We start from the raw sequence: 22649 nt of genomic DNA on the forward strand, positions 1-22649 counted from the left end.
ATGTATTTTTGCCGTTTGAAGAAGTAAAACAAGTAAATTATCAATTAAAAAATGCAAAACAAAGGACTTGTAAAACTATTTGCCATATTGTTTGGATTGATATGTATTTATCAACTTTCATTCACCTATGTGGCAGGTAGAGTAGAAGATGAAGCCAAAGCTTTTGCTGAGGCTAAAGTGCCTAATACTCAAGCTGACTATATTGCTAAACGCGAGGCTATAGAAGCTAAGTATTTGGACGATAAAATGGGACAAGAGGTCTACAACCTCGGAATTGCAAAATTCACTCTCTCCGAAGTGAAGGAAAAAGAATTAAACCGTGGTCTCGACCTTAAAGGCGGTATCAATGTAATTCTGCAAATCTCCGTAAAAGACATCTTAAAAGGTCTTGCTGACAACTCTAAAGACCCTATTTTCAACAAATCATTAGCCGAAGCCGATGAACAGCTCCGTAAAACTGACAAAACCTACTTGGATTTGTTCTTCGAGGCTTACGCTAAAAATGGTGGTAAGTTAGCCTCCCCTGATGTGTTCGCTAATAAAACTCTCAGCGACCAAATCAACTTCCAAATGAGTGATAGTGAAGTACGTCCTATCATCAGAAAACGTGTAGATGAGTCTATCGTATCTGCTTTTGAAGTATTGCGCAAACGTATTGATAAATTTGGCGTTTCTCAACCTAACATCCAACGCCTTGGAAACTCTGGTCGTATCCTTGTAGAACTCCCAGGTGCTAAAGATATCACTCGTGTACAAGCTCTTTTACAAAGTACTGCTCAACTTGAGTTCTGGGAAACTTATAAAAACACTGATGTATTCCCTTACTTACAAGCCCTCAATGAGCAACTTAAATCTACTGCTAAAAATACAGATAAAGTAAAAGATACTCTCGCTGCAGCTACTCAATCTGGTAGCAGTGCTATCGATTCTCTACTTACTGATGTAAAAAAGGATTCTGTTCCAACTCAAAAAACAGATGGCGCAAATCCATTGTTTGATTTGTTCAAATCTGCTCCTAACTATGAATCTCCTGTTCTTTTTGCAGTAAGTTTGAAAGATACTGCCCAAGTAAACAGCTATCTCAACTCATCTGAAGCAAAACGATTGATTCCTGCTTCATTACAATACGTACGTTTTGCTTGGGGTAAACCTGATAAAAAAACCTCTCTTATCGAACTTTATGCCCTTAGAGGTAACCGCGATAACACTCCTCCTCTTACAGGAAATGTGGTAACTCAGGCTGAACAAACTTATGACGTGCGCAACCAACCTGCTGTATCTATGCAAATGGATGGCAAAGGAGCACGTATTTGGGAAGTTCTTACAGGCAAAGCCTTCTCTCAAAACACCAATATCGCTATCGTGCTCGATAACATCGTCTATTCAGCACCAGGAGTAACTACAGGTGCTATTTCAGGAGGTCGTTCTGAAATTACTGGACATTTTACTTTGAATGAAGCTGTCGACCTTGCTAACGTACTTCGTGCTGGTAAATTACCTGCAAGTGCTGATATTGTGCAATCTGAAATTGTAGGACCTTCTTTAGGTCAAGAAGCCATTGATAGTGGTATGAACTCTTTCCTTATCGCTACTATCTTCATCTTTGCTTGGATGATATTCTATTATGGTCGTGCAGGTGTTTATGCCGATCTTGCTCTCGTATTTAATATTCTCCTCATATTTGGAGTATTGGCAAGTATTGGTGCAGTACTCACCTTGCCTGGTATTGCAGGTATCGTACTTACCATTGGTATGGCAGTCGACTCGAACGTGCTGATATTCGAGCGGTCTAAAGAGGAATTACGCAAAGGTAAAAACATCAACCAAGCAGTAGTCGATGGTTTCAAACACGCCTTATCATCTATCTTAGACTCTAACATTACTACAGCACTTACTGCTCTTATCTTGTTGTTCTTTGGTAGTGGTCCTATCCAAGGTTTTGCTACTACTTTGCTTATTGGTATTGCAACTACTTTGTTCTCCGCTATCTTCATCACTCGCTTGTTTATCGACTATAGCGTTGAGAAAAAACATTCCCTTACTTTCAGCACTCCTATTACCAAAAATTGGTTTAGTAATATCAATCTTAACTTTATTGGTAAACGTAAAATAGGATATGCTTTTTCTATTATCTTATCAGTAATAGGTATCATCTCTCTCTTTACTCGTGGTCTCGACCAAGGCATTGACTTTGTGGGGGGTAGAACTTACCAAATTCGTTTTGAACACGAAGTAAACCCTACTCAAATAGCTGATGCACTCAAACTTACTTTAGGAAATGTAGAAGTAAAAACTTTCGGTGCTCCTAACCAAGTGAAAATCTCTACCAAATACAAAGTACAAGAAGAAAGTACTGAGGTAGATAATGAAGTACAACAACTCTTGTTCAAAGGATTACAAAAATTCTTACCTGAAGGTACATCATTTGATAGCTTTGCCAAAGCCACCTCTACTGATAAGATTGGTATTATGCAATCTATGAAAGTAGGACCTACTATTGCTGAAGATATCAAGAGCAGTGCATTCTGGTCTGTTATTGGATCTCTTATCGTAATTGGTCTATACATCTTATTCCGTTTCCGCAAATGGCAGTTCTCTATGGGTGCGATTGTATCTTCAGCACACGACGTGCTAATGGTACTCGGTATCTACTCGCTTACTTATAGCATTATGCCATTCAATATGGAAATCGACCAAGCCTTTATTGCAGCTATCCTTACTGTAGTAGGTTATTCACTGAACGATACTGTGATTATCTACGACCGTATTAGGGAAGTAATGCGTGAGCCTCATTGGTCAAGAGAAAAAATTAATCACGCTCTCAATACTACCCTCAGCCGTACTTTGAACACCTCATTCACTACTTTAGCAGTACTCGTTACTATTTTCATCTTTGGTGGTGAAACCTTACGTGGCTTTATGTTCGCAATGATTATCGGGGTTTTCATCGGTACTTACTCTTCTATATTTGTAGCAGCTCCTCTCATTTACGATACTGTAAAAGATGAAGCTGACCACACTAAAGAAGAAGAACATAAAAAGTAATACCTAATTACTAAATATAAAAAAGGCTGTCCAAATTATTTCGGACAGCCTTTTTAATTTTATATCAATTTCATCTTCTTTGCTTTCTCCATCATAAAAGTTTTAGCAGCTTCGTACTCATTGGGGATTTTACCTTCTAAAATCGCTTCTTTTATCGCTTCTTTTAGTACCCCTACAGGTCGTGATGGAGGTAAATTGAAGGTTTTCATTATTTCTTCACCACTCACTGGTGGTTGAAAATTTCTAATGTGGTCTTTTTCCTCTACCTCCACTACTTTCTGACGTACTATTTGAAAATTGTCGTGATATTTTTTAAACTTTTTAGGATTTTTAGTAGTGATATCAGCTTCACAGAGGGTCATCAAATCTTCAAATTCCTCTCCAGCATCAAACACTAAACGCCGTACTGCCGAATCGGTTACAATATCTTCTGCAATGATGATAGGGCGCGAACTCATTTTCACAATTTTTTGTACATATTTCATCTTATCATTCAGTGGCATTCGCAAGCGTTTAAAAAGGTGATACACCATCTTGCTTCCCACAAATTCGTGTCCGTGAAATGTCCAGCCAATCTTCTTGTCAAAACGTTTAGTAGGAGCTTTACCTATGTCGTGCAATAATGCCGCCCATCGCAGCCATAAGTTATCAGTATGTTCTGAAATATTATCTACCACTTCTAAAGTATGCCAAAAATTATCTTTATGGCGTTGTCCGTCTTGTTCTTGTACTCCTTGTAGTGCAATAAGTTCAGGAAGGATATAATGCAATAAACCTGTTTCATATAGCAATTTCAGTCCTATAGAAGGTTTAGGTGAGGCTAATATTTTATTCAGTTCTTCTACAATACGCTCATTAGAAATGATCTTCAATCGTTCCTTATTATCAGTAATAGCTTTTAGAGATTGTTCTTCTATCTCAAAATTCAGCTGAGTAGCAAACCTTATTGCACGCATCATACGCAATGGATCATCTGAATAGGTAATATCTGGATTTAAAGGCGTACGAATGAGTTTCCGTTCTAAGTCTCCTAAGCCGTCAAAAGGGTCAATAAGGTCACCAAAAGTATCTTTGTTCAGTGAAAAAGCCATTGCATTGATAGTAAAATCACGGCGGTTTTGGTCATCTTGCAGTGTGCCACTCTCTACATAAGGTTTGCGAGAGTTTGATTCATAACTCTCACGGCGTGCTCCTACAAACTCTATATCTAATCCATCGGCTTTAATCATCGCTGTACCAAAGTTTTTGAATATAGATACCTTAGGATTATTAGGCAATTGTTCAGCTACTTTTTCAGCTAATGAAATACCACTACCAATAGACACTATATCAATGTCTTTAGGGAGTTTTTTCTTTAGTAAATAATCGCGTACAAACCCTCCAATCACGTAACTTTCAAGCGGTATTTCAGCTGAAATATTACTGATAAGTTCAAATATAGGATTAGAGAGTGCTTCAGTATAGTTCATTAAAATTCGTTAATTGTTTTGCGAATGGCAACCAAACGCGTTAAAAGTCCTTCAAGGAGGTCAAGATGTAGCATATTAGCCCCATCGCTTTTAGCATTAGCAGGGTCAAAATGAGTTTCAATAAATAGCCCATCAGCATTGTTCACTATGGCTGCACGAGCAATGGTTTCAATCATATCGGGGCGACCTCCTGTTACCCCAGTAGTTTGGTTAGGTTGTTGTAACGAATGTGTTACATCCATCACAACAGGAGCAAATTGGCGCATTGTAGGAATACCTCTAAAATCTACTATCAAATCCTGATAGCCAAACATCGTTCCACGATCGGTAATCAAAGCTTTTTTATTACCACTATCAAATACCTTTTGGACAGCAAATTGCATACTTTCAGGGCTCATAAACTGACCTTTTTTTAGATTTACTACTTTACCAGTTTCAGCTGCTGCCACCACTAAATCGGTTTGACGTACCAAAAAAGCTGGTATTTGCAGTACATCTACATACTCAGCTGCCATTACTGCATCACTTACCTGATGAATATCAGTAACTGTAGGCACACCAAAAGTTTGCCCTACTTTTTGGAGTATTTTCAGTGCTTTTTCATCGCCTATACCTGTGAACGAATCTACACGACTGCGATTGGCTTTCTTAAAACTCCCCTTAAAAGTATAAGGAATATTTAGTTTTTGAGTGATATTCACTATACGTTCAGCGATTTTCATCGCCATATCTTCTCCTTCTATGGCACAAGGTCCTGCTAAGAGAAAAAAATTATCTGCTTTATTTAACATTTTATTTAGGTGTTAGGGGTTAAGAAAAATGTTTTGTCATCATTAGTGGGAATTTTAGGCAAGTTGAGTTTTTCCTCAACTGGAGCTGTATGTTTTGAAAAGAACATCTCTTTGATATTAGCTGTAAAGAGGTTTACAGCAATAGCTAAAAGAATAACCCCAAAAAGGTTGTGAAGTACAGTAATACCTTGCTTGCCTAAGAATTTTTCTATTCGTTCCGACGATTTAAGTACTATATAAACGATAATCATATTGATAATTATCGCTACAATAATATTCTCTACATAGAATTTTGCTCTGAGTGAAAGCACTGTTGTCAGTGCACCCGCTCCTGCTACCATAGGAAATGCTAATGGCACAATAGAGGCACTTTCGGGGGTTGTTCCTTTGTAAAGGGTAATGCCTAATATCATCTCTAAGGCAAGAAAAAAAAGAATAAACGCTCCAGCTACAGCAAAAGCTTCAACGGTTACTCCGAATAAGTTTAGTAATTGCTTACCAAGAAATAGAAACACTACCAACAAGCCTCCCGCAACAATAGCTGTTTTCTCAGATTGTATACGTCCCGCTTTTTTGCGTAGATTGATAATAATTGGCACACTCCCAATGATATCTACCACCGCAAAGAGTACCATAGTAGCGGAGATAATCTCCTTTATATCAAAATTCATAACTTAAAAAATTTGCGCAAAAGTACAAATTAATTAGCAAATTAACAAATTGACAATTGGCTATTTAATAAATTATTGTTACTTTTGCCCCCACTCTCACCTCTTAATTTCTAAAATGAACTTACTATCTGTAGAAAACATATCTAAAGCCTTTGGCGAACGCATAATTCTTGAAAACATCTCTTTTGGCATCAATAAAGACCAAAAAATAGCCTTTATAGCCAAAAATGGCACTGGAAAAACTACTCTTCTCAACATTATCGCTGGGAAAGATCTCCCCGATAGTGGTCAAGTAGTATTCCGCAAAGGGATACACATTGGTTTTCTATCACAAAACCCTTATTTTGATGAAGAATTAACAGTAGAAGAAGCTATTTTTGCTACTGATAATCCTATTTTGCGCCTTATCCAAGAATATGAACACGCCTTGCAGTACCCCGAAAATGAAGATGCTTACCAAAAAGCATTTGAACAAATGGAACGCCATAACGCGTGGGATTTTGAAACACAATACAAACAAATCCTCTCGCGTCTTAAATTAGATAATCTTCAGCTGAAAGTAAAAAGCCTCTCTGGCGGACAAAAAAAGCGCCTTGCCTTAGCCAATGTACTCATCAGTAAACCCGATTTATTGATATTAGATGAACCTACTAACCATCTTGATTTAGAGATGATAGAATGGCTCGAACAGTATTTCGCTAAAGAGAACCTTACCCTTTTCATCGTTACTCACGACCGTTATTTCTTAGAACATGTCTGCAACGAAATATTAGAATTAGATAACGGCGAACTCTTCAGTTATAAAGGAAACTATTCCTATTTCTTAGAGAAGAAAGAACAACGACTTGCACAAGAACAAGCCTCTGTAGAGAAAGCTAAAAACCTATATGTAAAAGAACTCGACTGGATGCGCCGTCAGCCCAAAGCGCGTACTACCAAATCTAAATCGCGCATAGACGACTTCTATAAAATTAAAGAAGCTGCTCACAAAAGACGCAAAGAGCATTCCGTGCAATTGGAAATCAATATGGAACGCTTGGGAAGCAAGACTGTAGAATTTCATAACGTGTGCAAGGCTTTCGATGAGCTTTGCATACTTGATAAGTTCAGCTACAATTTCTTACGAGGAGAACGAGTAGGCATTATAGGCAAAAACGGCACTGGAAAGTCTACATTCTTAAACCTTCTTACAGGAACGATCACCCCCGATAGTGGTAAAATAGTAGTAGGTGATACTATCAAATTTGGCTACTATACTCAGGAGGGTATAGAGGTATTACAAGGGCAAAAAGTAATAGAGGTAATACAAAAATACGGCGACTATATCCCTTTGCTCAAAGGGCGTACCCTCTCGGCAGGACAACTCTTAGAGCGCTTTCTCTTCGACCGTAAAAAACAGTATGATTATGTCGAAAAACTCAGCGGAGGTGAGCTCAAACGCTTATATCTCTGCACTGTGCTTATACAAAATCCTAATTTTCTAATCCTCGACGAGCCTACAAACGACCTCGACATTGTTACCCTAAATGTCTTAGAAGACTTTTTGTTAGACTACCCTGGTTGCTTGGTAGTAGTCTCTCACGACCGCTATTTTATGGATAAAATTGTAGATCACCTTTTTGTTTTCAGAGGCAATGGCGAAGTAGAAGATTTTCCTGGTAATTACACTGATTATCGTGTATATGAAGAGAGTACTCCACCGGTAGATGAATCTCCTAAAAAAGAAACTACTAAAAATACTTGGCGTAAGGACGGAATGAAAGGTTTATCATTTAATGAACAGAAAGAATACAACCGTTTAGAAAAAGAAATTGCCCAATTAGAAGAGCAAAAAGCAAGTATTGAAGCAGCTTTTAGTGAAGGAACACTTAGCAATGATGAAATACAAAACCAATCAATTGCCCTACAGCAAACGCTTACTGCTATAGAGGAAAAAACAGAACGTTGGTTTGAATTAACTGAAAAATTAGAACAATAATTAAACCGATTTGCGATAAGTACGCCACCAACGATCAGGAACAATACCGCGAATAGCTTCTTCATAATCTTGTGGTAAACAAGGCACAAGCCCTGAAGGCACGTGATTTTGAGGAGAAGAATATTTATCGCCTCCTGGTTTCATCCACCAACGTTCAGTTTGGGTACTTTTGAAAAACTCTATTTGTATATCGTCTATGGGTACAATATATTTAGTGTAATTCTCATCGTTGATTACTGGCAATTCCTTAATGCGGAAAGTAAAACCTTCATAAAAATACCAAACTATTTCTGCGAGTAATTGGGCTGCCAAATCGGTATTGGGAATATCAAAAATACCTGCTACTTGCACATTACTACTAATACCTGCATAACGCGCAATAGCACATATTTCTCTGCTATTAAATCCGTTTACATTACCCACAGCCATCATATCCTTTGCTTGTACTGAAGTCATATCCACACTCACTATATCAGCATCGCGCATAGCTGGCTCTATAATCTTCAAATCATTCACTATATTACCTAAACGATGTACCTCAAAACACATTTTCTCAAGCAAATCTAACTCCTCTTGGGCTACATAATACGATTGATAACCTAAATTTGTAAAATCTAATAGATTTACAGGCGGTTCTGAAATGAGTTTACTCATATACGAACTCTCTACAAACAACTCTTCTGTATTGCCAAAATCAAATTTAGAATCCACACACACAAGATTTACCATTTGTTCAAGGCTATCAAAAGCGCGATAGAGTGAATAGGTAAAATCTTGTGAACCTCCTAACACTATAGGAATGACCCCTTCTTTAATCAAATCAGCTACAATCTCTTTGATAGCAAAATGTGTATCTTCTTCTGTAGCTCCTAAGGGCAAGTTTCCTAAATCTGCAATACCAAAATTCCAATTGCCCATAAAAAGTGAATACAAATGCTGGCGAAAACGGTAAAACGACTGCCCCATCGTTTCTATACAAAAGAATGCTATTTTTATATCTGTAAGATCTGGCAATCCTAAAGATGGAAGGTGTTTTTGAAGTTGAAAACCTACTTGTTGTGGTTTGTAGTCATCTAAGGTAAAAGACTCATCTATAGGTTGTAAATAGGATAATGACATAATTTTTTTATTATTAGACGGCAAAGGTAGGAGATAATTAGCAAATTAGCAAATTTGTGAATTAGTAAATTATTTGTATTTTCTCACTTGTAGTTTATAATTATTTTGTACTTTTGCCGAACAAATAAGACGATTATTAGGTTTTAGACATTTAGTTATGAATGATATCACAACTATACTCAACGATGTATCACACCGTCCTTGGGAGATTCCTAAAGGTAACCTCGCTTATTATCAAGAGTGGAATGATGCTCTATTCCTGCATTTTAGAGTAGATGAAAAAAACTTACGAGAATTAGTTCCTGCAGAGATAGAACTTGATACCTTTCAAGGAAAAACCTATGTATCAGTAGTTTGTTTTCGTATGGAACAGATACATCCTATACATTTGCCTGCAGTAGGTTTTCTCTCAAATTTTTATGAGATAAATGTACGTACATACGTGAAGAAAGGAGATAAAACAGGCGTATATTTCTTGAATATAGAAGCTGAAAAAGCTTTTTCAGCTTGGGTAGCACGTACTTTATCGGGGCTTCCTTACGAGAAATCAATAATCAAACGCACTAATAGAGGCTATACAAATGCTAATTCTCAAAAGAATTTCCATTTAGATGTAGGTTTTAATATCTCCTCACGTATAGAAGACAAAACTCCTTTTGACTTGTGGCTTACTGAGCGTTATTGTTTATACTTAAAGCATAATAATAACCTCTACCGCTATCAAATTCATCATAGAGAATGGCAACTGAACTCTGTAAAACTTTACAATGTGGATATGGTCTATCAGTTAGGAGCTATAGAACTTTCATCTAATGATTTAGTAGCTGTCCATTATTCAAGAGAACTCCCTGTTGTATCTTGGAAACGAGAAAAAATTTTATAACATTGCATTAGCTAATATTCAATAAAAAAAAATGAAAATATTACATATAGATAAAAATCACCCCTTGATGCTTTCCCAACTCTCAGCACAAGGTTTTGAAAACTATGAAGATTACACCAGCTCTAAAGAAACTATAGAAGCCAAAATCGCTGATTACGATGGGATTATCATCCGCAGTCGTTTTCCTATAGATAAAACTTTTTTAGACAAGGCTACTCGATTAAAATTCATAGGCAGAGTAGGTGCTGGTCTTGAAAATATAGATTGTAATTATGCTGAAAGCAAAGGAATTACTCTCATTGCAGCTCCTGAAGGCAACCGCAATGCTGTAGGAGAACACGCTCTTGGTATGCTTTTAGCTCTTTTGAACAAGTTTAAAAAAGCTAACAACGAAATTAAAAATGGTAAATGGTTGCGTGAGGAAAACCGTGGTTGGGAACTCGATGGGAAGACTGTTGGTATCATAGGCTATGGCAATATGGGTAAGAGTTTTGCTAAAAAATTACGAGGTTTCGACTGCAATGTAATTTGTTACGACATTCTTCCCGATAAAGGCGATGAGAATGCTAAGCAAGTAACTTTGGTAGATTTTTTCCGTCAAGCCGATATAGTGAGCTTGCACACCCCTCAAACTCCTCAAACTGAAAAAATGATTAATGCAGCGTTTATCAATAGTTTTGCCAAAAGTTTCTGGTTCCTAAATACTGCTCGTGGCAAGAGTGTTGTTACCGATGATTTGGTGCACGCTCTTCAAAATGGCAAAGTGTTGGGAGCTGCTTTAGATGTATTAGAATACGAAAAAGCTTCTTTTGAAGATTTCTTTAGCGATGGTCAAATGCCTGAATCTTTTAAATACCTATTAGAGGCTGATAATGTGATTCTCACCCCTCACATCGCAGGCTGGACACTTGAAAGCAAAGAAAAACTCGCACAAATAATAGTAGACAAAATAATCGACCAATTTGCTTGGCGAATTGGCTTATTTGAAAATTAACAAATCGACAAATTAAATAGAAATGAAAAAAAATTATTTACTCATTGGGGTAGCCGCTTTATTACTTAGTTGCAACGCTACCAAAAACACCACTACAACACAAACTACTTCTGGCGAAAGTCCCCTAATTGCTAATGGCAAATTGTGGTCATCTTATTTCCAACAAAATGCCGCCGAATACGAAGCCTTATGCTTGCAAGCCTTCAATGTTGCTCAACTGCGATTAGATGAGGCTCTTGCTAAAAAAGGAGATAAACCTTTGGCTATTGTTACCGATATAGACGAAACCTTTTTAGACAACTCTCCTTTTGAAGCCTATTGTGCCAAACAAGGGATTAGCTATTCACAAAAAGCGTGGGAAGAATGGACTGTATTGGGCGAAGCTAAACCTCTAACAGGTGCTTTAGAATTTTTCAAATATGCTGATAGCAAAGGAGTAGCTATTTTTTATGTGACTAACCGTCTTGAAAAAGAACGTGAAGGCACTGCTAAAAACCTAAAAAGATACAACTTCCCTTTACCTTCTGATAGCCACCTCATCTTGCGTTCTGCCGAAAAAAGTAAAGAAAATCGCCGATTGCAAATCGCCAAGGATTACGACATCGTACTCTTGATGGGTGATAACCTTTCCGATTTTTCTAAAGATTTTGATGGAGGTACTCCTCAACAACGTTCTAAAGCAGTCCACAACAATAAAACAGAGTTTGGAAAGCGTTTCATAGTACTACCTAACTACTCTTATGGCGATTGGGAAGGCGCTGCATACAATCATAAATATAATATGCCTGCTGCTGAAAAAGAAGCAATTATCAAAAATAATACAAAGGCTTTTAAATAAAGATCTCCTAACAAGTAACACATAGTGGAAAAAGAGTTTATCATTCCTAAAAGAGAAGTAACTTCTATTGATATAAATGAAGTGAATAAATTGTTGGAAGGACACTCGTATTTTGAGCTTTTAACAGAAGCTCCTACGACCACCTACCAAGCTCAGCTTTTTGACTCCGAAGGTATGGGTACATCACTGATGTTCAGGATAGTACTAAGAGAAGATTTTACTTCTTATATCGGTATTCAGATGTTGGGTGCAGGTTAACAACCTAAAGATGATGAGTGGCGGGCAAAATTTTTCGGACTTTTGCCTAATAAAGATACAATCGAAAAAGAAATAGCCAACGAGATACTTGTTCTTCTACGTAAGATTTACAAGTTAGGAGCTGAGAAGAAAATAGAAAAATCAGTTTAATTGCTCATTGTTACTTGCTAATTAATAATTAATTACTATTTTTGCCAAAAATTAAGCATATATGTCTGAAAATACCGTTACGCCCTACCAAGGATCAACAGATGGAAAAAAACAACAAGTAACCCAAATGTTCAATACTATCTCGGAAACTTATGATGGTTTGAATCGTGTAATTTCTTGGGGGTCAGACGTAAAATGGCGTAAATTCGTCGTCCAAAAAGTAGCTGAAATCAATCCTTCTACAGTATTAGATGTCGCTACAGGTACAGGTGATTTAGCTATTGCGCTTACAACTATACCTGAGGTAAAAATTACGGGGTTAGACATCTCTGAAGGAATGCTTGCGGTAGGACGTGAAAAGATTGCTAAAAAACAACTTTCAAACCGCATAAACTTGGTACAAGGTGACAGCGAAGAATTACCTTTTGCTGATGCAACTTTTGATGCCGTAACTGTTGGCTTTGGAGTACGCAATTTCGAGGATTTAGAAAAAGGGCTTTCTGAAATATTTAGAGTGCTAAAACCTAATGGAAGATTAGTAGTTTTAGAAACTTCTATACCCGAGAAATTCCCTTTCAAACAAGGATACTATTGTTATACCAATTACATAATGCCTCTTATTGGTAAACTCTTTTCTAAAGACCGTTCAGCCTACCGATACCTATCTAACTCGGCAATTCATTTCCCTTATGGAAAAAAATTCCAACAAATATTAGATAAAGTAGGTTATCAACAAACTAAATATTACCCTAAAACCTTAGGAGGGGTTGCCACCATCTATATTGCTAATAAATAGAATTTTTTAATAAATAATGAGTAAAATAAATTTTAAGAAAATCCTTTTATTTTTGTTCCTTTGTGTAGGTTTCGCCAATTTGTATGCACAATTCAAAGAACCTATGGTAAACTTGGAACACTTTGATGAAAAACGCTACCAATGGGGTTATTACTTTGGTGCTAATACCTTCGATTTCAAAATCGATTACAAAGATCTCAACTACAGAAATGCAAGTTTGCGAGAAATCCAAACCGACCGTAAAGTGGGATTCAATGTAGGGCTTACTGGCTCTGCTCGCTTGATGAAGTACCTCGATTTGCGTATAGAACCAGGATTAGTATACAACAAACGTGTACTTATCTTCCCTGGTTTTGCTGATAGCAAAGATGCACTACGTGATGCTCAATCTACCTATATCTATATTCCTTTATTATTGAAATTCAGCGCAAAACGTTGGTATAACTTCAAACCTTATGTAACAGCAGGAGCTTCTGTAGTTTTCAACCTAAGTAGTAATGACAAACTTACTATCGATAACTCCGAAAAAACTTTCCGTGCTACTAAAAACGTATTTTTCTATGAAATGGGGATAGGTTTAGATATCTATACTCATTACTTTAGGGTATCCCCTTCCCTCAGAGCTTTGTTCTCTGTAAACAACGAATTAATCCCCGATAAAGACGCTAATAGTAGATGGACAGGTAATATCAACGGACTCAAAACACGTGGTTTCTTGTTAAATCTCAATTTTGAATAGTATGAAAAAAATCGTATTTCTTATAGGTATTTTAGCAAGTTGCATCTCTTATGCCCAGAACTTTAGCTACCCAATGGCGAGTCCGCGACAAGTAATTACTCAACAATTTTCAGTAAGTCAAGTAACGGTAGACTATGGTCGCCCTAGTGTGCGAGGTAGAAAGATTTTCGGTGAATTGGTTCCTTACGGAAAAGTATGGCGTGCAGGAGCTAATCAAGCTACGAGTATCAGCTTTTTACAACCTGTTAAAGTAGGTGGTAAACCAGTAAAAAAAGGAGATTATGCCATTTTCATAACTCCCGAACAACACCAATGGAAAATAGTACTGAACTACGATGCTGATGCTTGGGGTGCTTATAGTTATGACCCTAATGAAAACGCTATAGAGTTTACAGTTCCTGTAATACAAACTAAAGATTTACAAGAGTCCTTAGAATTTTCTTTTGAGAGTCTTTCTAATGAAAAACTGAACCTCATCATCCGTTGGGAATACACCAAAGTAGAAATCCCTATTGAGATAGATAAGAAAGAAATTATTGATAAAATTATTGAACAACTCAAAGAAGTAAAACAATTTGAGAGAGATTTAGAAGGTAAAGATAATTAGTAATGGAAAGAAAACAAGTGCGAAAATATGGTATATTAGCTATTTACATAGCAATCTGGCTCATTTTTCGCAGCTTCCCCTCTGTTACTGAACATATCTACAGTAAAGGTATCTACCCGTATATAGCTAAAGTGCTTCACTTTCTATTGGGGTGGATACCTTTCTCTATCGGTGATATTTTGTACACTTTGGTTATTATTGGTTTAGTTATAACAGTGGTAAAACACTTCAAGAAACTATGGACAGAACCTCTAAATACCTTAGATAAAATATTCTCTAAAAGTGTGCGTATAGTCTTTGCTTTTTTCTTTTTATGGGGCTTCAACTATTTTAGAATACCTTTGGAGGACTCATTAAAAATTTCTAAACAATATAGCGAGGAACAACTACTTAAAGCTACCCAAATATGTATAAACAGAGCCAATGCTCTCCATTCACGATTAGCTCCTAATGATAGTACCAAAGTAGATTTTTGGCTTTCTCAAAAGGAAATATACCGCATTGCTACTGAAGGCTACCCACTAACAATACAAGGTATTAGTGATTTTAAAGCCATAAAAAGTGTAAAACCTTCTATTTATAGTACTTTGCTCACCTATACGGGATATAGTGGATATTTAAATCCATTTACTAATGAAGCACAAGTGAATGGAAAGATGATAGGCTATAGTACTCCTATTACTGCTTGTCACGAAATAGCTCACCAAATGGGATATGCTGCTGAAGAAGAAGCTAATTACTTAGGTTATTTAGCTGCAAAAAAAACAAAAAATCCTTATTTTGATTATAGTGCTGAACTATTTGCTCTCCGTTATTTCCTAAACGAAGTAGCTGTAGTAGCCCCCGCCGAGTATGAAGCTCTTCACTCACAAGTACACAAAGGAATTTTTGAAAATTATAAAGAAGTACGTTTGTTTTGGAAACAATATGAAAACAAAGCTGAACCTGTTTTCAAAGCCAGCTATGATGCATTCTTAAAAGCAAACAAACAAAAACAAGGTATCAATAGTTATGATTTAGTAATAGGATTACTAATACCACATTATAACCATTAAGAAGAATTAGAGTTTAGGTATTAGCAAGACAATAGAAACTTTGCTAAAGTCTAGAACTTTAGCAAAGTCGTTTTTTTATATTCAATATTATTAAAGAAATTTATTGAGCTCCATTAGTAATATTTCACTATCTTGGAAGCCCTCAGCGCGCCAAATAAGGCTTAGTTTATTGAAAATAATAACTGTTGGCAAAGCACTTATCTTCAATGCCTTGCTCAATTCAGCATTCTTGTTTACATCTATTTTCACTACCTTTACACGCTCTCTAAGTACCGAAGCCACTTCGCGTAACACTGCGTTCATATGTAGTGAAACCTCTATACCTTCTGAGTAGAAACAAAGGAGTACTGGGGTATTTACATTGATGACATCACCAAATTTCTTCATAATTCTGTGTTTAATAATGCGACAAAAGTACAAAGTTTTTTTGAATTACAAACACATTTTATTTATTTTTTATCTCTATACTTTTTAGTTTCCACTTTTTTTTCTACCTTTGCCCAAGTTTTTAAACCAGAAAAAAATGTTTGATAATTTAAGTGATAAATTAGAGAAAGCCCTACATAATCTAAAGGGACATGGAAAAATTACTGAAATAAATGTAGCTGAAACGCTAAAAGAAGTACGTCGTGCTTTATTAGATGCGGATGTAAATTATAAGATAGCCAAAGATTTCACTAACAATGTAAAAGAAAAAGCCTTAGGTCAGCAGGTACTCACCTCCTTACAACCTGGTCAGCTAATGGTGAAAATCGTAAAAGACGAACTCACCCAGCTAATGGGAGGCGATGCTGCAGGTATAAACCTATCAGGGAACCCTACTATTATCCTAATGTCAGGATTACAAGGTTCTGGTAAAACTACTTTCTCAGGAAAATTAGCTAACTACCTCAAAAACAAGAAAAATAAAAAACCTTTGCTCGTTGCTTGCGATGTCTATCGTCCTGCTGCGATTGACCAATTACATATCGTTGGTGAACAAGTAGGGGTACCCGTATTCTCCGATAAAGGCAACAGCAACCCCGTAGATATTGCTCAAAAAGGGGTGCAGTACGCTAAAGAAAACCACTTAAATGTAGTGATAGTAGATACCGCTGGTCGATTAGCCGTTGATGAGCAAATGATGACCGAAATATCTAATATTCACAAAGCTCTCAACCCACAAGAAACCCTTTTTGTAGTTGATGCAATGACGGGACAAGACGCCGTGAATACCGCCAAAGCATTCAACGATGTACTCAACTTCGATGGGGTTATCCTCACCAAACTCGATGGTGACACCCGCGGTGGGGCAGCGATTACTATCAAATCAGTAGTAAATAAACCTATCAAATTTGTAGGTACAGGTGAAAAAATGGACGCTATTGATGTGTTCTATCCTGAACGTATGGCTGACCGTATCCTCGGAATGGGGGACGTTGTATCATTAGTAGAACGTGCTCAAGAACAGTTTGATGAGGAACAAGCACGCAAATTGCAAAAGAAAATTGCTAAAAACCAATTTGGCTTCGACGACTTCCTCGAACAAATTCAACAAATCAAACGTATGGGTAGTATGAAAGACCTCCTCGGTATGCTCCCTGGCGTTGGTAAAGCTGTAAAAGACCTCGATATCAAAGACGATGCCTTCAAACACATCGAAGCTATTATACACTCAATGACTCCAAAAGAGCGTAGTACTCCTGCTATTATAGATTTAAGCCGCAAAAAACGCATTGCTAAAGGTAGTGGTCGTGATATTCAAGAAGTAAACCAACTGATGAAACAATTTGAGCAAATGAGTAAAATGATGAAAATGATGCAAGGCGGCGGCGGTAGAAAAATGATGCAGATGATGCAAGGTATGAGATAAATAAATTAATACAAATATGTTAAAGAAATTCATTGAAACCGTAGTAAAGAATAAAAAAGTGTTCTACTTAGAGGTAGACGAATCCTTTGCAATGTGTGGCTCACAAGCTTTCTATATTGAAGAAAGCAAAGAGGCTATTCCTGTAGCTCTCTTTTGGGAAGATGAAAAACAAGCTGCCGCTTGTAAAGCCGACGAATGGGCTAAAGGAATCGTAAAATCTGCTACTTTAGAAGAGTTTATCGAAATTTGCTTTGGAATGCAAGTAGAAACAATGGCTATTGGTATTGGTTTTAATGCCGATTTATCAGGAGGAGAGGAACTTGTACCTGTTGATTTAGTAAAAGCATTGGTATACGAAATCGAAAGAACCAAAACAGCCGTTACTTTTAGCGACTCATTCGAATCATTAGCCCAAGTAAAACAACTCTTAAATCAAATAGAGCTCGATATCACTGATGAAGAAGCTCTCTAACCTATAAAAACAGAACTCTTAATGACTATTTTAGATGGAAAAAAAACTTCTGAAGCTCTTAAACAAGAAATCGCTGAAGAGGTAAAACAACTTAAAAACCAAGGTAAAAAAGTACCTCATTTAGCAGCTGTATTAGTAGGCGACGATGGTGCAAGCCTCACTTATGTAGGTAGTAAAGTAAAGGCTTGTGAGCAAGTGGGTTTTGCTTCTACTTTGGTAAAACTTCCCGCTGATATTAGTGAAGAAAAATTACTACAAGAAATTGCAAAGCTAAATGCCAATCCTGAAATCGATGGTTATATTGTGCAATTACCTCTGCCTAAACACATCAATGAGCAGAAAATACTTTTAGCCATCGACCCTACAAAAGATGTAGATGGTTTTCATCCTGCTAACTTCGGCAGAATGGCATTGGATATGGAGGCTTTCATTCCTGCTACTCCCTTTGGTATTATGGAATTGCTAAAACGCTACAAAGTGCCTACCCAAGGCAAACACGTAGTAGTAGTAGGGCGTTCACACATTGTAGGTCGTCCTATTAGTATATTACTTAGCCAAAAAGGAGCCCAAGGCAATGCAACAGTTACCCTCACCCACAGTCATACCTCTAACCTCGCTGACCTCACCCGTCAAGCCGATATTGTGGTGATGGCATTGGGTATTCCAGAATTTCTAAAAGGCGATATGGTAAAAGAAGGCGTAACTGTAATAGATGTAGGAATTACACGCCTAAAAGACGATAGCATCCCTAAAGGATACCGTATAGTAGGCGATGTAGCTTTCAATGAAGTAAAAGAAAAAGCGAGCTACATTACTCCTGTTCCTGGTGGTGTAGGACCTATGACTATAGCAATGCTACTGAAAAACACACTATTAGCTTACAAATGGTATAGAAATTGATACTTTAAAGAATAAACATTTAAATTTAGAATATTATGGCAAAAACAGCAAATGTATTATTAGGTTTGGCAGCAGGTACTGCCATTGGAGTAGGATTAGGCATTCTTTTCGCTCCCGACAAAGGAAAAAACACTCGCGAAAAAATTAAAGACTCTGTGAGTGATAAAGCTGATAAACTAAAAGAACAACTTGAACGTTTAACCGATAGTGTAAAAGAAAAATCAGCTGAGTTTAAAGGTTCTTTAGAAGATAAAGTAGAATCTTTACTTTCTAAATCAAGCTACAAAGCTGAAGATGTGATTACTTTCTTAGAAAAAAAATTAGCTGCTTTAAAAGAAGCTAACGCTAAACTACAGAAATAAACACTTATGTCTATCCATTCTATCAAAGAATCTTTTGAGGAAGTTCCTACAAAAGCAAATTCCGCCCTCGATTCGCAAATCGCTTACTATAAATTATTTATTTTCAGATTCATAGGTAAATCATCCTATGCTCTCATCACTTTTTTTATAGTAGCTTTTGTTAGTTTGTTGGTATTGTTTTTCTTGTCCTTTGCTATAGCCTATGCAGTAGGCGAAGCATTGGGTAGCAACGCTTTAGGATTTGTTATTGTAGGAGCTTTCTATATATTGATTGCTATAATAATATTGGCTTTCCGCAAAAAACTTATTGAAAGACCTCTATTAGAAAAACTCTCCGAAATCTATTTTAAAGTAGAACCCGATGACGAAGAATAAAATCTATCGCTCTTTTGAAGAAATCGATAACGACCTAAAAATACTACGTTTAGAAAAGGAAATAGACCGTTTGTCACTCACCCAACAAGTATCAGCAGCTACTAAGAGCCTCACTCTTGGAAATCTACTTGCTAATACTTGGTTCTCTTTCTTGACCAACGAAAAAAGATGGCTTAACTTAGCTATTGAATACGCCTTGTTTTTCCTTTTTCGTAAAAAACTCAAATAATCTTATAACTATCAATGAAACATAGCCTTATAAAGAATCTCGATTGGATTTCGGTAATATTGTATTTATTATTAGTAATGTGCGGGTGGATTGCTATTTTCTCCACTACTTATAGTGACCTAAATGTTACTTCCATTTTCGACATCAATCAGTTTTATGGAAAACAGATGCTTTTTATAGGGCTCAGCTTCTTACTGATTACTTTTATTTTGGCTTTAGACCCCAAAATATACTCTAACTTTTCAGTACTCTTCTATCTCATTGCTATTGTTTTATTAGCGGGGTTATTTATTTTTGGTAAAGAGACCAATGGCGCCAAAGCGTGGTATGCTATAGGCTCTATTACGGTGCAACCCAGTGAATTTGCTAAAGTAGCTACGGCACTTGCTTTTTCTCGCTATGTAAGTGATATCCACACTGATATTCGGCGTACTCCCGACCTCTTACGCGCTATTGCCATCATTTGTGTACCTGCATTTCTCATCTTGTTACAACCCGATGTAGGGAGTTTATTAGTATTCTTCTCATTAGCATTTGCACTCTTCCGTGAAGGAATGCCTTCTGCCCTACTTTTCTACCTCTTTTTATCAGGGGTAGTGTTTATCTCTTCACTGAAATTTGGCACTACTTTCACTGTTTTAGCCTCTATTATCAGTATTGGGGCTTATGGATTTTGGCATAAAAAGAAAACTAACCGAATTCCCTTTCAGAATATTTTTATACTTTCGGTATTGTGCTTGCTAACAGCCTTCGCTACTCACCCCGTGTATGATAATGTACTGAAACAGCACCACCGCAATCGTCTAAACCTGTGGTTACGCCTCGAAACCGACCCTCAAAAAATTGCAGCTATGAAGCGTGATTTTGCTTATAATACCAATATGGCGGAATCGGCGATTACCTCTGGAGGTGCCTTAGGAAAAGGATTCTTGGAAGGCACACGTACTAAAGGAAGTTTTATCCCTGAACAACACACCGATTATATTTTCACCACCATAGGTGAAGAATGGGGATTTGTTGGTACAGCTACTGTAGTAATACTATTTACCTTCTTACTCTTGCGACTCATTGTACTCGCCGAACGACAGAAAACAAAATTCAATAGGGTTTATGGTTATTGTGTAATCTCAATTCTGTTTGTACACTTCTGTATCAATATAGGTATGGTAATTAGTTTGATACCTACCATTGGTATTCCGTTGCCTTTCTTTAGTTATGGGGGGTCTGGACTTTGGGCATTTACTATCCTACTTTTTATCTTCTTACGATTAGATGCTAATCGCTTGAATGATTGGATTCGATAATAATTACGAATGACAAAAAATGACAAACTCATATAAAGAAAAACTTACAGAAGCCACAACACAATACCAAAAACTCAACAAGCAATACAACCAAATGGGGTTGCTACGATTAGCTGATATGCTACTAATTATTGCTCTGGGTTACCAAGTTATCAAAGCCCCCTCTATACTGATGGGGCTCTTTTGTGCATTAGCTATTATTGTTTTCTTTTTATTGATTGTAAAACATAAAAAGATAAGCGCCCGTCGCACCATTGCTAAAACCAAAATACGCATCAATGAACAGGAAATTGCTTTTTTAGAAGAATACATTTTCTTCACTGATAATGGTAGCGTTTTTCAGCAAGAAAATCACCCTTACGCTTATGATTTAGATATTTTAGGTGAACGCTCGCTCTATCACTACCTCAATCGCACACATACTTTTTTAGGGAGAAAACTATTAGCTGAACGCCTCCTCTCCCCTACTCCAGAGCGTATTCTCGATACTCAAAAACAAATACAAGCCCTTACCCCCGACCTCACTTGGCGACAAACCTTTACTGCTTATGCCCAACAAATAGACGATAGTGAGGAGTTCTATACCAAACTGAGTGCGTGGGCAAAAGCCCCTATTAAACTATTGAGTAATACAATGCGTTATACACTTATAGCCTTACCTATACTGCTTGTTGTATGTCTGTTAATAAGTTATGGTTGGGATAACGAACTGCTAAAAACTATAGGAAAACTATTGCTCACTGTCAATTTAGTAACTTTCTTTAGTTTTATAGGCAAAATAGCTAAGGAAAAATTAGGATTTGAGCGGACTTATACAATGCTTTATGCTTTTAGAGAGTGTATTGCCCAAGTAGAAGCACGTTTTCCTGAAAGAAACCAGCAAGCAAGCACTAAAATAGCCCAACTTTCACGTTTGTTAGACGATTTAGACAGCGTAGGCAATATATTAGTATCTATACCTCTCAACGCATTTTCTTTCTATCACATACATCGTTACCAACAGCTTTTGCAATGGAAAGCTCGTTATGCAGCCCATATAGAAGAGTGGTTGCAATCGGTAGGGGAGATTGAAGTGTTATGTAGTTTTGCTAATTTTAGCTATAATCACCCTAATTTTGTATATCCTACTCTTAATAATAAGTACAAAATAGCTTTTGAGGCGATAGGACACCCTCTTATTCCTTCAGAACAGTGCATTACTAACGATATTATCCTCAATGAGCAGGCTTTTATACTGCTCACAGGCTCTAATATGTCGGGGAAGAGTACTTTTCTGCGTACTTTGGGAGTGAATATGTTGCTCACTTTGGTAGGTTTGCCCGTTTGTGCGCGTAAAGCCAATGTACACCCTTTGCGATTGCTCGTTTCTATGCGTCTCGCCGATTCTCTCAGCGATGGCAAATCATATTTCTTTGCCGAAATCAACCGTATACAGCAAATTGTAAAAACTTTAGAAAGCGAACGTTGCTTTGTACTCTTAGACGAAGTATTGCGCGGCACCAATTCTGAAGATAAACAGCAAGGCACTATCAAAATTGTAGAACGCTTGCTCTCTTTACAGGCTTTAGGGGTACTTGCCACTCACGATATAGAAGTGTGTAACCTCAGCGAACAATATCCGCAGCAATTGCAGAATAAGTGTTTTGAATCAATCATTGAAAATGGGGAACTCACTTTTGATTACAAACTGAGAGATGGGGTGTGCAAAAACAAAAACGCTACCTTCTTGATGAAGAAATTAGGCATTATATAAAGAAATTAC

At 37.0% G+C, this 22649-nt stretch carries 23 protein-coding genes; 18 read left to right on the top strand and 5 right to left on the bottom strand.

Features of this window, described 5'->3' with window-relative positions:
* Window positions 1-51: 51 nt before the first annotated feature.
* Window positions 52-3045, top strand: coding sequence for a protein translocase subunit SecDF (gene secDF, locus DR017_RS13470; RefSeq protein WP_002678640.1), 2994 nt, complete (start codon window positions 52-54; stop codon window positions 3043-3045).
* 59 nt (window positions 3046-3104) lie between these two features.
* Here the strand turns inward: secDF and DR017_RS13475 are convergent, their stop codons facing one another.
* Genes DR017_RS13475 through DR017_RS13485 form a run of 3 tightly spaced genes read right to left on the bottom strand, consistent with a single transcriptional unit; the run spans window position 3105 to window position 5976 of the window.
* A complete protein-coding gene (locus tag DR017_RS13475; protein ID WP_002678784.1) occupies window positions 3105-4514 on the bottom strand; it encodes a CCA tRNA nucleotidyltransferase in 1410 nt (469 codons plus the stop codon).
* Complete coding sequence (gene kdsA, locus DR017_RS13480; protein ID WP_002678840.1) at window positions 4514-5305, bottom strand: 3-deoxy-8-phosphooctulonate synthase; 792 nt, start codon at window positions 5303-5305, stop codon at window positions 4514-4516. The genes DR017_RS13475 and kdsA overlap by 1 nt, the downstream gene beginning before the upstream one ends.
* Window positions 5306-5310: 5 nt before the next feature.
* On the bottom strand, window positions 5311-5976 hold the full coding sequence (locus DR017_RS13485) for a MarC family protein (RefSeq protein WP_002678682.1): 666 nt from the start codon (window positions 5974-5976) through the stop codon (window positions 5311-5313).
* A 115-nt stretch (window positions 5977-6091) separates the two neighbouring features.
* Between DR017_RS13485 and DR017_RS13490 the strand changes: the two genes are divergently transcribed.
* Window positions 6092-7954: an ABC-F family ATP-binding cassette domain-containing protein gene (locus DR017_RS13490; protein ID WP_002678711.1), complete on the top strand. Its 1863-nt coding sequence runs from the start codon at window positions 6092-6094 to the stop codon at window positions 7952-7954.
* On the opposite strand, the gene DR017_RS13495 is transcribed toward DR017_RS13490, so the two are convergent.
* On the bottom strand, window positions 7955-9073 hold the full coding sequence (locus tag DR017_RS13495; protein ID WP_002678679.1) for a formimidoylglutamase: 1119 nt from the start codon (window positions 9071-9073) through the stop codon (window positions 7955-7957). It abuts the gene before it with no gap.
* A gap of 157 nt (window positions 9074-9230) precedes the next feature.
* Here DR017_RS13495 and DR017_RS13500 point away from each other — a divergent pair, with 157 nt between their 5' ends.
* From DR017_RS13500 to DR017_RS13535, 8 genes are all read left to right on the top strand, one after another.
* Window positions 9231-9956, top strand: a complete 726-nt coding sequence (locus DR017_RS13500; RefSeq protein WP_002678789.1) for a YqjF family protein — start codon at window positions 9231-9233, stop codon at window positions 9954-9956.
* A gap of 31 nt (window positions 9957-9987) precedes the next feature.
* Complete coding sequence (locus DR017_RS13505) at window positions 9988-10950, top strand: 2-hydroxyacid dehydrogenase (RefSeq protein ID WP_002678833.1); 963 nt, start codon at window positions 9988-9990, stop codon at window positions 10948-10950.
* Between the two features lie 22 nt (window positions 10951-10972).
* Window positions 10973-11788 (top strand): 5'-nucleotidase, lipoprotein e(P4) family, encoded by an 816-nt coding sequence (locus DR017_RS13510; RefSeq protein WP_002678637.1) that lies wholly within the window; start codon window positions 10973-10975, stop codon window positions 11786-11788.
* 24 nt (window positions 11789-11812) lie between these two features.
* Window positions 11813-12046: a hypothetical protein gene (locus DR017_RS13515; RefSeq protein WP_002678832.1), complete on the top strand. Its 234-nt coding sequence runs from the start codon at window positions 11813-11815 to the stop codon at window positions 12044-12046.
* A gap of 211 nt (window positions 12047-12257) precedes the next feature.
* Entirely contained in the window at window positions 12258-12992 is a 735-nt protein-coding gene (gene ubiE / locus DR017_RS13520; protein ID WP_002678659.1) for a bifunctional demethylmenaquinone methyltransferase/2-methoxy-6-polyprenyl-1,4-benzoquinol methylase UbiE, read from the top strand.
* A gap of 16 nt (window positions 12993-13008) precedes the next feature.
* Window positions 13009-13731 carry a type IX secretion/gliding motility protein PorT/SprT gene (gene porT, locus DR017_RS13525; protein ID WP_002678824.1) on the top strand — a complete coding sequence of 241 codons (723 nt, stop codon included), beginning with the start codon at window positions 13009-13011 and terminating at the stop codon, window positions 13729-13731.
* A gap of 1 nt (window position 13732) precedes the next feature.
* On the top strand, window positions 13733-14338 hold the full coding sequence (locus tag DR017_RS13530) for a DUF2911 domain-containing protein (RefSeq protein ID WP_172458412.1): 606 nt from the start codon (window positions 13733-13735) through the stop codon (window positions 14336-14338).
* 2 nt (window positions 14339-14340) lie between these two features.
* Window positions 14341-15393, top strand: coding sequence for a DUF3810 domain-containing protein (locus tag DR017_RS13535; protein WP_002678821.1), 1053 nt, complete (start codon window positions 14341-14343; stop codon window positions 15391-15393).
* Between the two features lie 90 nt (window positions 15394-15483).
* Here DR017_RS13535 and DR017_RS13540 read toward each other — a convergent pair whose 3' ends face one another.
* Complete coding sequence (locus DR017_RS13540; RefSeq protein WP_002678676.1) at window positions 15484-15780, bottom strand: thioredoxin family protein; 297 nt, start codon at window positions 15778-15780, stop codon at window positions 15484-15486.
* 136 nt (window positions 15781-15916) lie between these two features.
* Between DR017_RS13540 and ffh the strand changes: the two genes are divergently transcribed.
* The 8 genes from ffh to DR017_RS13580 are packed head-to-tail and all read left to right on the top strand — an operon-like array spanning window position 15917 to window position 22640.
* On the top strand, window positions 15917-17245 hold the full coding sequence (ffh, locus tag DR017_RS13545) for a signal recognition particle protein (RefSeq protein WP_002678661.1): 1329 nt from the start codon (window positions 15917-15919) through the stop codon (window positions 17243-17245).
* A 16-nt stretch (window positions 17246-17261) separates the two neighbouring features.
* The gene (locus tag DR017_RS13550; RefSeq protein WP_002678876.1) at window positions 17262-17717 is read left to right on the top strand and encodes a DUF2750 domain-containing protein; all 456 of its coding nucleotides are present in this window, start codon (window positions 17262-17264) and stop codon (window positions 17715-17717) included.
* A 21-nt stretch (window positions 17718-17738) separates the two neighbouring features.
* Window positions 17739-18617, top strand: a complete 879-nt coding sequence (gene folD, locus DR017_RS13555) for a bifunctional methylenetetrahydrofolate dehydrogenase/methenyltetrahydrofolate cyclohydrolase FolD (protein WP_002678646.1) — start codon at window positions 17739-17741, stop codon at window positions 18615-18617.
* Between the two features lie 35 nt (window positions 18618-18652).
* The gene (locus DR017_RS13560; RefSeq protein ID WP_002678827.1) at window positions 18653-18979 is read left to right on the top strand and encodes a YtxH domain-containing protein; all 327 of its coding nucleotides are present in this window, start codon (window positions 18653-18655) and stop codon (window positions 18977-18979) included.
* A 6-nt stretch (window positions 18980-18985) separates the two neighbouring features.
* Window positions 18986-19354: a phage holin family protein gene (locus DR017_RS13565; protein WP_002678651.1), complete on the top strand. Its 369-nt coding sequence runs from the start codon at window positions 18986-18988 to the stop codon at window positions 19352-19354.
* The gene (locus DR017_RS13570; protein WP_002678785.1) at window positions 19341-19583 is read left to right on the top strand and encodes a DUF6327 family protein; all 243 of its coding nucleotides are present in this window, start codon (window positions 19341-19343) and stop codon (window positions 19581-19583) included. Before DR017_RS13565 ends, DR017_RS13570 begins: the two co-directional genes overlap by 14 nt.
* Before the next feature lie 14 nt (window positions 19584-19597).
* Window positions 19598-20887, top strand: a complete 1290-nt coding sequence (gene rodA, locus DR017_RS13575; RefSeq protein WP_002678692.1) for a rod shape-determining protein RodA — start codon at window positions 19598-19600, stop codon at window positions 20885-20887.
* A gap of 19 nt (window positions 20888-20906) precedes the next feature.
* Window positions 20907-22640, top strand: coding sequence for a MutS-related protein (locus tag DR017_RS13580; protein WP_002678859.1), 1734 nt, complete (start codon window positions 20907-20909; stop codon window positions 22638-22640).
* Window positions 22641-22649 lie beyond the last annotated feature (9 nt).

Origin of the sequence: Capnocytophaga sputigena (assembly GCF_900446695.1) — a bacterium.
Classification (GTDB): Bacteria; Bacteroidota; Bacteroidia; order Flavobacteriales; family Flavobacteriaceae; genus Capnocytophaga; species Capnocytophaga sputigena.